Annotated in this window: 13 protein-coding genes; 10 read left to right on the top strand and 3 right to left on the bottom strand. The window is 46.6% G+C overall.

Annotation, left to right across the window (positions count from 1 at the left end; all coding sequences use genetic code 11):
- Positions 1 to 5: 5 nt before the first annotated feature.
- The 8 genes from infA (at position 6) to carA (ending at position 5,245) form a co-directional block, all read left to right on the top strand.
- On the top strand, positions 6 to 224 hold the full coding sequence (gene infA / locus EXU85_RS01700) for a translation initiation factor IF-1 (protein WP_009284801.1): 219 nt from the start codon (positions 6 to 8) through the stop codon (positions 222 to 224).
- Positions 225 to 308: 84 nt separating this feature from the next.
- Positions 309 to 425 carry a type B 50S ribosomal protein L36 gene (gene ykgO / locus EXU85_RS01695; protein ID WP_018618719.1) on the top strand — a complete coding sequence of 39 codons (117 nt, stop codon included), beginning with the start codon at positions 309 to 311 and terminating at the stop codon, positions 423 to 425.
- Positions 426 to 427: 2 nt separating this feature from the next.
- Positions 428 to 805, top strand: a complete 378-nt coding sequence (rpsM, locus tag EXU85_RS01690) for a 30S ribosomal protein S13 (protein ID WP_111346576.1) — start codon at positions 428 to 430, stop codon at positions 803 to 805.
- Positions 806 to 904: 99 nt separating this feature from the next.
- On the top strand, positions 905 to 1,300 hold the full coding sequence (gene rpsK / locus EXU85_RS01685; protein WP_111350591.1) for a 30S ribosomal protein S11: 396 nt from the start codon (positions 905 to 907) through the stop codon (positions 1,298 to 1,300).
- A 78-nt stretch (positions 1,301 to 1,378) separates the two neighbouring features.
- Positions 1,379 to 1,984 (top strand): 30S ribosomal protein S4, encoded by a 606-nt coding sequence (gene rpsD, locus EXU85_RS01680; protein WP_142770417.1) that lies wholly within the window; start codon positions 1,379 to 1,381, stop codon positions 1,982 to 1,984.
- 189 nt (positions 1,985 to 2,173) lie between these two features.
- Positions 2,174 to 3,163 carry a DNA-directed RNA polymerase subunit alpha gene (locus EXU85_RS01675; protein ID WP_046577854.1) on the top strand — a complete coding sequence of 330 codons (990 nt, stop codon included), beginning with the start codon at positions 2,174 to 2,176 and terminating at the stop codon, positions 3,161 to 3,163.
- Between the two features lie 99 nt (positions 3,164 to 3,262).
- Positions 3,263 to 4,054 carry a 50S ribosomal protein L17 gene (gene rplQ, locus EXU85_RS01670; protein WP_142770416.1) on the top strand — a complete coding sequence of 264 codons (792 nt, stop codon included), beginning with the start codon at positions 3,263 to 3,265 and terminating at the stop codon, positions 4,052 to 4,054.
- Positions 4,055 to 4,141: 87 nt separating this feature from the next.
- Complete coding sequence (gene carA / locus EXU85_RS01665) at positions 4,142 to 5,245, top strand: glutamine-hydrolyzing carbamoyl-phosphate synthase small subunit (RefSeq protein WP_142770415.1); 1,104 nt, start codon at positions 4,142 to 4,144, stop codon at positions 5,243 to 5,245.
- Positions 5,246 to 5,322: 77 nt separating this feature from the next.
- On the opposite strand, the gene EXU85_RS01660 is transcribed toward carA, so the two are convergent.
- Together EXU85_RS01660 and EXU85_RS01655 are read right to left on the bottom strand one after the other, a co-directional pair.
- Entirely contained in the window at positions 5,323 to 9,240 is a 3,918-nt protein-coding gene (locus tag EXU85_RS01660) for an AAA domain-containing protein (RefSeq protein WP_142776586.1), read from the bottom strand.
- 182 nt (positions 9,241 to 9,422) lie between these two features.
- Positions 9,423 to 10,484, bottom strand: a complete 1,062-nt coding sequence (locus EXU85_RS01655; protein ID WP_142770414.1) for a TerC/Alx family metal homeostasis membrane protein — start codon at positions 10,482 to 10,484, stop codon at positions 9,423 to 9,425.
- A 143-nt stretch (positions 10,485 to 10,627) separates the two neighbouring features.
- On the opposite strand from EXU85_RS01655, the gene EXU85_RS01650 reads away from it, so the two are divergent.
- A complete protein-coding gene (locus tag EXU85_RS01650; protein WP_142770413.1) occupies positions 10,628 to 11,368 on the top strand; it encodes a glycosyltransferase family 2 protein in 741 nt (246 codons plus the stop codon).
- Positions 11,369 to 11,460: 92 nt separating this feature from the next.
- Here EXU85_RS01650 and lpdA read toward each other — a convergent pair whose 3' ends face one another.
- Positions 11,461 to 12,861: a dihydrolipoyl dehydrogenase gene (gene lpdA, locus EXU85_RS01645; RefSeq protein ID WP_142770412.1), complete on the bottom strand. Its 1,401-nt coding sequence runs from the start codon at positions 12,859 to 12,861 to the stop codon at positions 11,461 to 11,463.
- Between the two features lie 186 nt (positions 12,862 to 13,047).
- Here lpdA and prfB point away from each other — a divergent pair.
- A protein-coding gene (gene prfB / locus EXU85_RS01640; RefSeq protein WP_142770411.1) for a peptide chain release factor 2 occupies positions 13,048 to 14,125 on the top strand; the annotation gives its coding sequence in 2 pieces (ribosomal slippage) (positions 13,048 to 13,107 and positions 13,109 to 14,125; 1,077 coding nt in all).
- The last annotated feature ends 117 nt before the right edge of the window (positions 14,126 to 14,242 follow it).

The following is a 14,242-nucleotide window of genomic DNA, read 5'->3' as shown; positions in this document are numbered from 1 at the left end:
GCAACATGGCAAAGCAGAATTCAATAGAACAAGACGGTGTGATTTTGGAGGCATTATCGAATGCAATGTTTCGGGTCGAATTGGCCAACAAGCATGAGGTAATTGCTCACATCTCTGGCAAAATGCGGATGAACTACATCAAGATTTTGCCTGGAGATCGCGTAAAATTGGAAATGTCGCCTTATGATTTGAGTAAGGCAAGGATTGTGTACCGGTATAAATAATCGTTTGAAGTTTGTGGTTCGTAGTTTGAGGTTTACCCTCTAATAACTACAAACTTCAAACTACGAACTACAAACTTTTCAATTATGAAAGTTAAAGCGTCCATCAAAAAGCGCAGTGAAGACTGCAAAGTGATCCGGCGGAAAGGGAAGCTGTACGTGATCAACAAAAAGAATCCCCGTTACAAACAAAGACAAGGCTAAGCATGGCACGTATTGCAGGTGTTGATATTCCAGACAAGAAGCGTGGCGAAATCGCGCTGACTTACATCTACGGCATTGGTCGTAGCCGGGCTAAGAAAATCCTGACCGACGCTGGTATCAGCGTTGATAAGAAAGCCAACGAGTGGTCGGACGAAGAAGCGAGTGCAGTTCGTAACGCGATTTCGAACGAGTACAAAGTAGAAGGTCAGTTACGTTCGGAAGTTCAGTTGAGCATCAAGCGATTGATGGACATCGGCTGCTACCGGGGCTTGCGTCACCGGAAAGGGTTGCCGGTTCGTGGCCAGCACACGAAAAACAACTCGCGTACCCGGAAAGGGAAGCGGAAGACTGTTGCTAACAAGAAGAAAGTAACGAAATAATTAATCGGTCGCTCATCGTTATACGGAGCATTTGAGGTCATCCTTTGTTGAATGGCAAGTAATGATTACCGGTGACACATTGACGATTACCTACAAACAATGGCTCAAGCAAAACGCAAAGACAAAGCGAAAAAGCGGGTGGTAGTTGTTGAACCCGTTGGCCAAGTACACATCCGGGCTACGTTTAACAACATCATCATTTCGATTACCAACATGAACGGCCAGGTTATCTCCTGGGCATCGGCTGGTAAAATGGGCTTCCGTGGCTCAAAGAAAAATACCCCCTATGCAGCACAGACTGCCGCTCAAAACTGTGCTACCGTTGCCCACGATCTGGGTATGCGTAAAGCAGAAGTTTTCGTGAAAGGTCCAGGATCAGGTCGCGAGTCGGCTATCCGTACCATTCAGAACTCAGGTATCGAAGTAACAACGATTCGTGATATTACCCCGCTGCCGCACAATGGGTGTCGGCCGCCAAAACGTCGTCGCGTATAATTACGGATGGCATGAATAGGGACAGGCGACATTTGGTTGTGTCTGTCCAATGTTTCACAATTATTCATTCATTGTAGAATGGCACGTTACATTGGGCCAAAAGCCAAAATTTCGCGCAAGTTCGGTGAACCCGTTATGGGTCCGAGCAAAGCGCTCCAAAAGAAGAATTACGGACCGGGTATGCACGGTCGCGGTCGCAAACGGAAACAATCCGAATATGCGCTTCAACTTCTGGAAAAACAGAAAGTAAAATATACCTATGGTATCCTGGAACGTCAGTTCCGTGCGCTGTTCCACCGAGCACAGGTTCGCGAAGGTATCACGGGTGAAAACCTGCTCAAATTATGCGAAGCCCGCTTAGATAACACCGTTTATCGTCTGGGTATCGCCACTTCACGCCGGGCTGCCCGCCAGTTGGTATCGCACAAACACATTATTGTTGATGGCGAAGTGGTTAACATTCCTTCTTACTCGCTGAAACCAGGTCAACTGATCGGTGTTCGTGAGAAGTCGAAATCACTGGAAGCTGTTTCAGCAAGTGTTGCTGCGCGCAATACAAAGCGTTATAACTGGGTTGAATGGGATGCTCAGCAACTAACGGGTAAGTTTATTAGCTACCCTGAGCGTGATCAAATTCCTGAAAACTTCAACGAGCAGGCCATCGTCGAATTGTATTCGAAGTAAGCTTACTGGCAGAACTCATAGCCTGGGTTCTGCTGGATTTATATAAAAAGTTTACAGTTAATCAGTTTTCGGTTTTCAGTTGATTGATCCGATACGTAGTCGATTGACCTGAGAACTTAAAACAGAAAACTGAAAACTCCTTTTGAGTCTTCACGCCAAGGCAGAGAACTGCTGTAAAATACGAAACGTATGTCAATATTAGCGTTCCAAATGCCCGACAAAGTCGTAGTGGAGAAAGCTGACGACTTTCACGGGGTGTTTGAATTCAAACCCCTTGAAAAAGGATACGGTGTAACAATCGGTAATGCGCTACGTCGCATCTTACTGTCATCGCTGGAAGGATACGCCATCACAAGCGTAAAATTTCCTGGTGTGTTGCACGAGTTTTCTTCTATCGAGGGCGTTGTTGAAGACGTGACAGAGATCATTCTGAACCTGAAAATGGTTCGTTTCAAGAAGATCAATGACATGGTCGACAACAAGATCACCGTCAACATAAAGAAACAATCGGTTCTTAAAGCCGGTGATATATCTAAATTCTCGCCATCATTCGAGGTGTTAAACCCCGAACTGGAAATCTGTCATATAGACGATACGCGGGATTTGGAAATGGAAATTTTCGTGGAAAAAGGTCGTGGCTATGTTCCGGCTGATGAACCACGGGCAAACGAACTTCCGTTTGGTCATATCCCGATCGATGCTATTTACACGCCCATTAAAAACGTGAAATATAGCGTTGAAAACACGCGGGTTGAGCAGAAAACGGACTATGAGCGGCTCCTGTTAGATATCGAAACGGATGGATCTATCCACCCTGAAGAAGCTCTGAAAGGCGCAGCTTATATCCTGATTCAGCACTTTATGCTGTTCTCAGACCAGACAATGACGTTTGAAACGGCCAAACCAGAAGAGGAAAATGTAGTAGACGAAGAAGTACTGCATATGCGGAAACTTCTGAAAACGTCACTGGCTGACCTCGATCTGTCGGTACGTGCCTACAACTGTCTTAAGTCGGCTGATGTACGGACGTTGGGAGACCTCGTTCGCTTAGAGATTTCGGACATGATGAAGTTTCGCAACTTCGGTAAGAAGTCTCTGACGGAGCTTGAGCAATTAGTTGCTGAGAAAAACCTGACGTTCGGTATGGACGTCGCTAAGTACAGATTAGACGAAGATTAAGCCGGTTTACGGTATTTGGTTTACGGTGGCGCAAAGCAGTCGATACTCGCGTCAGCCGACCGTAAACTGTAAACCGAAAACCGTAAACCTCACAAAATAATGAGACACGGTAAAAAACATAATCACCTAAGCCGGACGCACTCGCACCGCGAAGCGATGTTGCAGAACATGGCCTCGTCGCTCATCCTGCACAAGCGCATTGAGACGACGGTAGCGAAGGCAAAAGAACTCCGCAAATTCGTGGAGCCTATTCTGACCCGGGCTAAAGATGACACCTACCAGAATCGTCGCGTCGTATTCCAGTCATTGAATGACAAGGAAACGATGAAAGAATTGTTTGGCACGGTGGCTGACAAAATCGCCAGCCGTCCAGGCGGTTACACACGTATCATCAAATTGGGCAATCGCCTGGGTGATAACGCAGAAACCTGCCTAATTGAATTGGTTGACTTCAACGAAACCCTGTTAGCTGCTGCTGCTGAAAAAGCAACGGCAACGACCAAAACACGTCGTAGCCGTCGGGGAAGTGGATCACGTGCTGCTGAAACGACTGAAGCCCCTGCTGCAACAGCCGTTGAAACAGAAGCAACACCTGCTGCCGCTGTTGAAGAAACTCCAGTTGCTGCTACCAGTGGTGATGACCTAACCAAAATTGAGGGTGTCGGTCCAAAAATCGCTAAGTTGCTCAACAACGCTGGTATTACTACCTTTGCACAGTTGGCCGATGCACAAGACGAAACTGTACAACAGGTTTTAGTCGATGCAGGCCCTCGGTTCAATGTACACGATGCAACAACCTGGAACGAACAGGCAGCCCTGGCCCGTGATGGCAAATGGGATGAACTGACCGAGTTACAGGATCGTTTAAAAGGTGGTAAAGAAGAAGCATAGCGGAGTGACTTACAAACACATCATATAGAAATGGGTTAACCGCAACGGTTAGCCCTTTTTTTTAGTCTTTAAAGCCAAAACGCATAGATGAAACATACGCAGCAACCTGAAGCACTGTTGGTTTTACAGGATGGAACCGTATACCGGGGGCTGGCTCTCGGCAAGATCGGAACCGCCGGCGGTGAAATCTGTTTTAACACCGGAATGACCGGCTACCAGGAAATTTATACGGATCCCTCCTATTATGGACAGGTAATTATTAACACAACGTCGCACATTGGAAATTACGGTGTGCTGAATAACGCGGAACAAGAGTCAGGTAGTGTCAAAATTCGGGCAATGGTCTGCAATTTTTTCTCCAACATTCACTCTCGTTACACGGCTGACGGCTCATTGCAGGATTATTTCGAAAAGGCTGGTATTGTTGGGATTCATGGAGTAGATACGCGGCAATTGGTACGTTATATCCGCTCAAAAGGTGTGATGAACTGTATCATCTCATCCGAAATTCTTGATCCAGCCGTGCTATTGGCTGAACTTCAGAAAGTACCAGACATGGCCGGACTTGAGCTGTCGTCGGAAGTTTGTACACAAGAAGCTTATGAGCAGGGTGATCCTGAATCAAAACTCCGGGTAGCCGTACTGGATCTGGGAGTCAAGAAAAGTATCCTGAGCAACTTTAATCAGCGGGGGGTATTCTGTAAGGTATTCCCTGCGAAAACGCCTTATACTGAACTAGCGGCCTGGAAACCCAACGGCTACTTCATCGCCAACGGCCCCGGCGATCCGGCAGCTATGCCCTACGCTGTTGAAACGGTTAAGCAGGCATTAGCTACCGAAACACCCTTATTTGGTATTTGCTTAGGCCACCAAATTCTCTCGTTAGCCAGTGGTATTTCAACCTATAAAATGCATAACGGCCACCGTGGGTTGAACCATCCGGTAAAAAATCTGATTACCGGCCATTGTGAAGTCACTTCGCAAAACCACGGCTTTGCGGTAAAGGCAGATGAAGTAATGGACACGGCAAACGTTGAATTGACGCACATCAACCTCAACGATAAAACTATCGAAGGGATTCGTCGGAAAGATAAGCCTGCGTTTTCGGTACAATACCACCCGGAATCGTCACCCGGACCGCACGATTCGCATTATCTGTTTGATCAGTTTATCGGCATGATGAACGAATAAATGCAAAAGCCTGAGGAAACTCAGGCTTTTGCATTTGTGGCGCGGGTTTCCACCCACGTTACTTAACATCACCTGCGTTACTGACTCCGCCAAAACTCCCGACTCCAAACCCGTTGAAAAGGCCATTTACGAGCCAGTAGTGCAATGGGTAAATACGCATGTGCTTGCTTGGATGTCTGCTGGAAATACGCATCATCGTCTGTTAGCACGAGCGATTCATAGGCTTCCCCACATTTAACGGTCAGATCGGCGAAGGGGAGTTCAGGTTGCCAATTCGGGTGCTTATCGGCTAGTTTATCTTTCAATAAAGCACTGGAAGGCACTAGTTGTTGAGTTTTCGGTATGGGTTGAAAACGTTCCTGAGCTACATTCAGCGCATACTCAAGATAGGCTTTCAGCAGTTTTGGACCATCATTGGCCGTGTTAGCAATAGTTAATTGTTCAGGCCATAGACTGGTGACCACATATACACGCTCGCGCGCGCGTGTAACAGCTACATTAAGCCGATTCTCTCCCCCACGTGCATTCAGGCTACCAAACTGCATCGACAAACGCCCACGCTCATCGGGTGCGTAACCAATGGAGAAAATAATGATATCCCGCTCATCTCCCTGCACATTTTCAATGTTTTTTACGAATAAATCTGGCGGTAGTTTAAACGTATTTTCTCCTGCGACTGATTCTTCCAACCTGCTTTCCAGCATATCCTGAATCAACTGCTGTTGTGGAAAGTTAAATGTCACGATACCGACTGAACGACCGGGCAACTCAGTCACCAATTGATCAACAAGTTGCAAAACGGCTTCTGCCTCTGTTGGATTTGTATTCTGTTGCCAAGTTCCTTTTACGTTTAAATAACGGATGGCGGGTTCCTGTCGGTTAATCTCATCGAAATGGGGCAACAGCGACAGTCTATTTTGATAAAAATGCTCATTCGAAAAGGTAATAAGATCCAGTGAATGACTACGGTAGTGTTCTGTCAGTGAAACTTGCGGCAATTGCTGGGCAGCCAATTCGAGTAACGATTCAACTTCCAGCGCTACGGGTATTTCTTCGTCCAATTCAGATTCATCCAAGCGTGTGCGGTACAGGTCGCTGGGGCGAAGCTGTTGATTGTCGCCCGTCACCACCACCTGTTTACCGCGCATTACAGCCGGAACACCATTCTCAGCAAAACACTGTGAAGCCTCATCAAATATAACCAGGTCGAATAAGCCCTCTGTTAAGGGAAACATGGCTGAAACAGATTCAGGAGAAGCCAACCAGCAGGGTACTAACTTGAACACTTCATCAGCAAACGACTCCATCAGTTTCCGAACTGGCCACACGTTCCGTTTTTTGGTTGTCTGATGCAATAAATCACGATAGGTGACCACATTATTCAGGCGGTTAAGCGTCAGATTTCGATAGGTTTGTTCGCGGAGTTTGACGAGAAGAATGTCCCGGCTTAGCGTTTGTTTGCGAAGGACACTTTCCTGAAGCGATTGCTCCCACTGGCTCATTTTAAGCGACGATACACTCCGAAGTTCCGGGTATATTCGTTCAAGGTGGTCAAGCCAGACCTGCGCCAAGCTCGTTTGGAAGATCTCGACCCACTGGGTTGCTTCCTGGTTTCTCAGGCGATCAATAACCGTTTGCTCACTCTCCGAAAAACCCTCCTGTAACCGGTCGGCTTCGACCAGCAGATCAAAATCACTACGGAGAATCTGCCGTAGAGTTATAGCAAACGGGTTGTCTTCCCAAATTCTATTGAGCTGATTAGTGGTTAGGTAGGGTTGTCCAGCCGTTCGTTCTTGCTCTACAGCGATAGCCAAACTCAGTAGCGCCTTCACGTCACCTATAAATTGCTCCCGAGTTTGCCAGGAGGGCTCTGCTAACTTATGTAATGGCACAATAGCCTGAACGCGTTCGGTTATATGCCGCGCCCGACGTAAGAGCCGCATACTGTCTGGCATTTCGGGAAGCGACAATTCAGCTAATAGCGTAGTTGCTTCATAGCGGGTAGCTTCCAGCCGGATACGTTTATCAATTTTTGTGGCGAGTATCTGTAAATCTACTTCTGATACTGTCAGCGAATTTGCAGAAGCTACCGCTTGTAGTTGTGTTTTTCCAGCATTAGTTAATTGCCACCAGTTCCAGCTAACCCATGAGGAGCGAGCCGTAAGCGCGTTCTCCAATAAGAATCGAAACGATCTTAACTCAGCTGTAGGTAATAAAATCTCCGGACCGGGCGATTCCAAAGACTCCTCCCAGGCGCGGGCAATTTGCTCAAACTTCGCTTCGTCAGTCGCAAGTGCAGGGTGATTGGTTGAGTTTCGTAACTGATTGATCACGCCCCAAAGCTCAGCAGCGTCTGGCGAATCCAGCAAATTCAGCAAAGCCGTCAGTTCCCAATCATGAGCTTGCCAATCGGCCAATTCAGCTACTGAAAGTGCCTGGCCTACCAACTGCGCTGTTTGCAGGTTAGTATGCTCGCGCAGTTGAGCCCAACGAGCAATAGTTTGATCCACTTTGCCTAAATCTGCGTTTGTGAATGAAGCAAAGCTAACCCGTTCTGTCCACGCATGTTCTAGCCCCAGCCGTTGCTGATAAGCGGCATAATCTATCAACCTCCGAACAAAGTTATCCACATTCGACAAGTGGAATTCTGGATAAATATCATCCAGTGGGATTACGGGGGCCATTGGATTGCAGGTTAAATAGAGCTCTTTAGCAGATACACCACTCTCTGTTGTATCAAAAAGGGACTGTTTGAACACCTGTAATTCAGCAACTGTCTCATCAATCCGGCGGCTTTCCACATCGAAATCACGCTCGAATAGAACTGCATTTAAACTGTTGTTTTGTTGGCGATAGGCTTCAATCTGGTTGATCTGATTGGCAATTTGCGCATATAATGCACGGCGGTCATCCTGAAAATCGTGAATCAAGGCCAGAAACGGTGCCATACCCACCTGCCGAAGGCGCTCCTGCACTACATCGAGTGCAGCGCGTTTCTGACATACCAATAATACACGCTTACCCGACGCAGCCGCATCAGCCATCAAATTCGCAATCAGTTGCGACTTACCCGTACCCGGTGGCCCCTGAACTACCAACGACTGACCAGCTTTCACCGCTCGTACTGCGGCCTCCTGTGAGGCATCCATCGGCAAGGGAGTGTGAATATTTCTTTCTGGAAGGAAGGACGCAGGGAGCAGGGAGCCAGGAGTAGGGAAAAGGAATGAAGGAAACAACTCTCTAGCGTCAGCTTTAGCCTCCTCGACCAGAATCTTCTCCTCTGCTCCATGCACCTCGCTCCGTGCGATAAGCGCATCGTAATCAGGCACCAGAAATGAACCCGCTTGTGGAAAAATACCTAGAACCGCTTCGGGATATAACTTTAATTCGCCAGTACGTTCGAGTTGAGCGAGATCTTTGGTGGTTTGCTTGTTAAAAAACTGGAGCTTATCAGCAAATAAATCGGGGTTGAAATTGACTTCAAGTGGGGTGGTTTTAAGCCATTCGTACAATTGAGTTCGAAACGCAATGGGGTCTCGATCAAACTCATCCATTGTTTTTTCAATGAGTTCATCAGGCAATTTCACCTGGTTAAACTGGCCATATGCCAAAGCCAGCGTTGGATTCAGAAACGCTAACTCATCGCCCCGGCGCGTGAGTTTCCAGAATTTCCCTTGCTGTTCAATCTGTGCGGGGAAGAAAAGTAGCGGCCCATGAACGACTGTTTCGTCCAGAAACTTGCCTTTTACAAATGGCCACCCAACGTATAAATCTTCGGTTCCCCGCTCCTCTTCAATAAATCGCGCCGTACGGTCAATCCGACGAAGTTTCCGGCTTACTTCATTACTACGTTCCTGGCGTGGATCGAGCACCTCACATAAAGCAACCGACGGTTTACGGCTAATCAGATCAGTGATGATGTTAAAGGCCGGTTTGTTGAGCAGAAAATCCGTTTCCTGCAAATCCAGAAACTGTCCGGCAGGCAAGCTTGTCAGTAGTAGTGAACGGTTACGACTACTCAGGTTAGTTAAGCGTCGGCGAAAGGTTTTTAGAACAGTCTGAACAGGAATTTTCACAGGATTTGACAGATGCACAGGATTATAACGTTTGGCAAGGTAAAAAATCCTGTGAATCTTTTAAATCATACGAATCTGATCTCAGATTGTGTTCATGAGGGCTAGCTATTCTCTTTCTTTTCGGGGATAAGCCACGAAGCCAGAATACTGACGCTCAGGATACCGATAATGATATAGAGCGAATAAGCAGGCTTAAAGCCCAATTCTGCTAACCAGTGCTCAGCCAACATTTTAGCACCAATAAACGTCAGTAAAACCGCCAAACCCACTTTCAGGAAACGGAATTGGCTCATAATACTCGACAGGAAGAAAAACATAGACCGCAGTCCCATGATGGCAAACACATTCGAGAAGAAGACAATGTAGGGGTCCTTGGTAATCGAGAAAATGGCCGGAATGGAATCAACGGCGAAAACCAGATCGGTAAATGCGACAACGATCACGATCAGGAATAAGGGAGTTACAAACAGTTTCTTATCTGACTTCCGGCGGACAAAGAAATTATCTGTTACGTTACGATGATAGACGTTCAGGTACTTGCTGGCAAACCGAATTACGGGATGTTTCGAAGGCTCGATTTTTTCATCCTCGTCTTTCTGAAAAAACAACTGGACTCCTGTATACACCAGAAAAGCGCCAAATAGATACATGATCCATTCAAACCGCTGAATCAAGGCAGAACCCAGAAAAATGAAAATAAAACGTAGTATAATTGCACCCAGAATACCCCAAACCAGAATCTTTTTGTAATACCGTTCGTGAACGCCAAACGAACTGAATATCAGTATAAATACAAAAATATTGTCGGCAGAAAGAGAATACTCAACCAGGTAACCCGTAATGTACTCTAAAGCCATATTGGCCTGAAAGCGCTCTAAACTGGCCGCAAAATTGCCGGGAACAAATTTAACATGATCGGCATAGAGATCACGTACTTCCTGAAGGCGGGCAAATGAGTCGATACCATGAACCAGATAACCGTAATATTGCAGAAAAAAATAAAAGCCAATGGACAAGGCAACCCAGATTGCACTCCAAATGGCGGCTTCTTTGAATTGAACAACATGGCTTTGCTTCTTGGAGAAAACGCCAAGGTCAACTATCATAATGAGAAGGACAAAAACGGCAAAGGCAAGAAAAAATACGGTTTCGCTGGAAAACATAATTGCTAAATATACAGCCAATTAAGGCCCGGATCTGGTGATGCTGTAGGTTAAACAACAAATCTACACCCAATATGGTGAAGGAAATGGCTGCAATTGCTAAAAATATTGCCACAACAATACCCACCTCTTAATTTTGCTTCATGTTTAATAATAAAAAAGTGATTGTGGTTATGCCCGCCTATCGGGCAGCCCTAACGCTGGAACGTACCTACCGTGAAATTCCACTTGACTTAGTTGATGATGTTATTTTAGTGGATGACGCCAGCCCCGACAATACGGTTGAGGTGGCTAGAAATCTGGGCATTCGCCATGTTATTCGTCACGATCGAAATAAAGGCTACGGGGGCAATCAGAAAACCTGCTACGCTAAAGCCATTGAACTCGGTGCTGATATTGTAGTGATGCTTCACCCCGATTATCAATATACGCCTTTGTTGCTCCCTGCTATGATTACCATTATTGGGAATGGGCTGTATCCGGTTGTATTTGCCTCACGCATTTTGGGTAAGGGCGCTTTAAAAGGCGGTATGCCGATGTATAAATACATTGCTAACCGATTCCTGACCCTCACCCAGAACATACTCATGAACCAGAAGCTATCGGAGTACCATACGGGTTACCGGGCATTTTCGGGAGAAGTGCTTCGTAATCTGGACTTTACACATAACTCCGACGATTTCATTTTCGACAATGAAATGATTGCCCAGATTTTCTACAAGGGCTACGAAATTGGCGAAGTAACCTGTCCTACAAAATATTTTGACGAAGCCTCATCCATCAATTTTCGGCGTAGTTCCATCTACGGTCTGGGAGTTCTGCGCACTTCCCTGTTTTATTTCTTTACAAAGCTTGGGTTGATGCACTGGAAGATTTTAAAATAAATGGATAATGTAAAATGCACAATGAATAATGAGTGGCTATAGGTTACCAGTACCTCATCATTATTCATTGTGCATTTTACATTATCCATTTATTACAAGTGAATCGCTTCGCCGTAAGCAGCTTCGGTCGCATCTTTAATGGCTTCCGACATGGTTGGGTGCGGGTGAACCGTCTTCAGGATTTCTTCGCCCGTTGTTTCCAGTTTACGGGCGGCTACTACCTCAGCAATCATTTCGGTTACGTTGGCACCAATAAAGTGAGCGCCTAAGAATTCACCATATTTAGCATCAAAAATAACTTTCACGAAACCTTCCGGCGCGCCAGCAGCTTTTGCTTTACCCGACGCCGAGAAGGGAAACTTACCCACCTTCAACTCATAGCCAGCCTCGCGAGCTGCTTTTTCGGTGTAACCAACTGATGCAATTTCGGGGGTGCAGTACGTACAGCCTGGAATATTGTTGTAATTCAGTGGCTCTACGTGGGGTAAGCCCGCAATTTTTTCAACGCAAATAATAGCTTCTGCTGAGGCCACATGCGCCAGCGCCTGACCTTTTGTTACATCGCCAATAGCATAATAACCTTCAACGTTAGTCCGGTAATAATCGTCGGTTACGATTTTGCCCCGATCAACGGAAATTCCGGTTTCCTCCAGTCCCAGGTTTTCAATGTTGGCAACAACGCCAGCTGCCGACAACACGATGTCGACATCAAAGGTTTTCTCCCCGTCTGGTGTCTTCACAAATACTTTACAGCCGTTGCCGCTGGTATCTACTTTCGTTACTTCTGATTTGGTGTAAATATCGATGCCAATCTTTTTGTATTGCTTAGCCAGCTCTTTCGAGATGTCTTCGTCTTCAACGGGTACCACGTTTGGCAGAAACTCGATAATCGTCACTTTAGTACCCATACTGGCGTATACGTAGGCGAATTCAACCCCAATTGCCCCAGAACCGATCACCAGTAAACTGTCGGGTTTCTTGTCGAGTGTCATGGCTTTACGATACTCAATCACTTTATTGCCGTCGATGGGCACACTCGGTAATTGGCGGGCACGGCCTCCGGTAGCAATAATGATGTGTTTGGCTTCGTACTCAGTAACTTTCCCATCAGCAGCCGTTACGTCGATCTTCTTACCGGGCTTTACCTTACCAAAACCATTGATCACATCAATTTTATTTTTTTTCATCAGGAACTGAACGCCCTTGCTCATGCTCTCGGCTACGCCCCGACTCCGCTTGATAACCGCTCCAAAATCAGCTTTCGATTCGCCCGAAACGGTGATTCCGTAATCGGCAGAATGCTTGATATAGTCAAAAACCTGCGCTGATTTAAGCAGGGCTTTGGTTGGGATACAGCCCCAGTTCAGACATATGCCGCCAAGGCTTTCGCGTTCGACAACGGCGGTTTTTAAACCCAACTGCGACGCCCGGATAGCAGCTACATAGCCGCCCGGCCCGCTACCCACAACGATTACATCGTACTGTGAAGCCATTAGTTTTTAAGAGAATGTATAATGAAAAAATGTATAATGTCCTTGACTACAGAACGCAAAGGTAGGGCGAAAAGTTGATACCGAAGGCAAACCCATTGTCCACCTCCTTTTGTTCTATCTTTGTGAGAAAGGTCAGGAAAACGACTTTTACCATTATTGTATTAATTAAACGAATACGACAAGTTCATGACAACCGACCAGTTGACCGACTTGAGAGCCAGAGTAGAGGCTCTAAGGGGGTATCTTTGACTACGATGCAAAGAAAGAACATTTAGCAGAACTCGAGCAGCAGACCTTCCAGCCTGAATTCTGGACTGATGCTGCCCGAGCCGAAGGCGTTATGAAGCAGGTTCGCGCCCTTAAGGGCTGGACCACCGGTTATGAAAAACTAAACAGTCAGTTCGGTGATCTCGAAACACTGTTTGAATTTTACGAAGCAGGTGATGTGAGTGAAGAAGAAGTGGACGAAGAAGGCCGTAAGTTATCGGTTACACTCGACGACCTCGAACTCAAAAAAATGCTTGGGAACGAGGAAGACCAACTCAGCGCCGTACTCGAAATAAACGCCGGAGCGGGCGGAACAGAGAGTCAGGACTGGGCCGAAATGCTGTACCGAATGTATATGCGCTGGGCCGAAAAGCACGGCTACGGCCTGAAGCAGGTAGATTATCAGGATGGTGATACGGCCGGAATCAAATCCGCCACGATAGAGGTAGATGGTCCACTGGCTTACGGTTTCCTGAAGTCGGAGAATGGTGTTCACCGACTAGTGCGAATCTCACCCTTCGATTCCAATGCACGGCGCCATACCTCCTTTGCGTCGGTTTATGCGTACCCATTAATTGACGACACGATTAACATTGAGGTGAATCCAGCTGATATTGACTGGGATACCTTCCGATCGGGTGGTGCTGGTGGACAGAATGTGAACAAGGTAGAAACAGCTGTCCGGCTGAAGCACAAGCCATCGGGATTAATCATCGAGTGTCAGCAGGAACGGAGCCAGTTGCAGAACAAGGAAGTAGCGATGCGCTTGCTGAAATCAAAGCTCTACGAAATTGAAGTCCAGAAACGGAACGCAGCCCGCGCCGAAGTAGAAGCCAGTAAGCAGAAAATTGAGTGGGGCTCGCAGATACGTTCGTACGTGCTGGATGATCGGCGTGTGAAAGATCACCGAACCGGTTACCAAACCTCTAATACTGAAGCCGTTCTGGATGGGGATATTGACCCATTTATCAAGGCGTTTTTACTGGAACAGGAGTAAGTCTGACCGCGCGGGCGGCCCCGCCAGGATTTTTATGATTTAAATGATTATTATGATTTTGTAGCTAAATCTGAAAATAAACTAATCACGTTTATTTCATTCTAAATATTAGCTCGA

The organism is Spirosoma sp. KCTC 42546 (genome assembly GCF_006965485.1).
Lineage (GTDB): Bacteria > Bacteroidota > Bacteroidia > Cytophagales > Spirosomataceae > Spirosoma.
The sequence above is the reverse complement of the archived record's forward strand: the minus strand, read 5'-3'. Positions and strand labels throughout refer to the sequence as shown.